Origin of the sequence: Xenorhabdus bovienii (genome assembly GCF_024721015.1) — a bacterium.
GTDB lineage: Bacteria > Pseudomonadota > Gammaproteobacteria > Enterobacterales > Enterobacteriaceae > Xenorhabdus > Xenorhabdus bovienii.
In genome coordinates this window covers 1-233 of the sequence record NZ_JANAIF010000490.1, presented here as the reverse complement: position 1 = coordinate 233, position 233 = coordinate 1, and the positions used below count along the sequence as shown (strand labels likewise).

Genomic DNA, 233 nt, shown 5'->3' with positions numbered 1-233 from the left:
GATACCGTGGAGCGGGCGAAAAATGCCGCCTCTCTGACGGAATGGACACCACAGATTTTTAACAGTGATGTCTATGCTAAAACTATTATTTCAGGATTACCCGGTGGCGACCGAACCTATCTGGAAGTGGTTAATGCCGTCGCAATGTGGCAAGCATATGAGGGAGAACGAAATTACACACTGCGGCATCCGGCAAAAAGTGGAACAGTGGCCATTATTGAGGAGCTATACAA

1 protein-coding gene is annotated in these 233 nt (G+C 47.6%); it reads left to right on the top strand.

The genetic code is table 11. The features are described 5' to 3' along the window. On the top strand, positions 1-233 hold a 233-nt coding region (locus NXS07_RS21485; RefSeq protein ID WP_258087705.1), incomplete at both ends, for a hypothetical protein.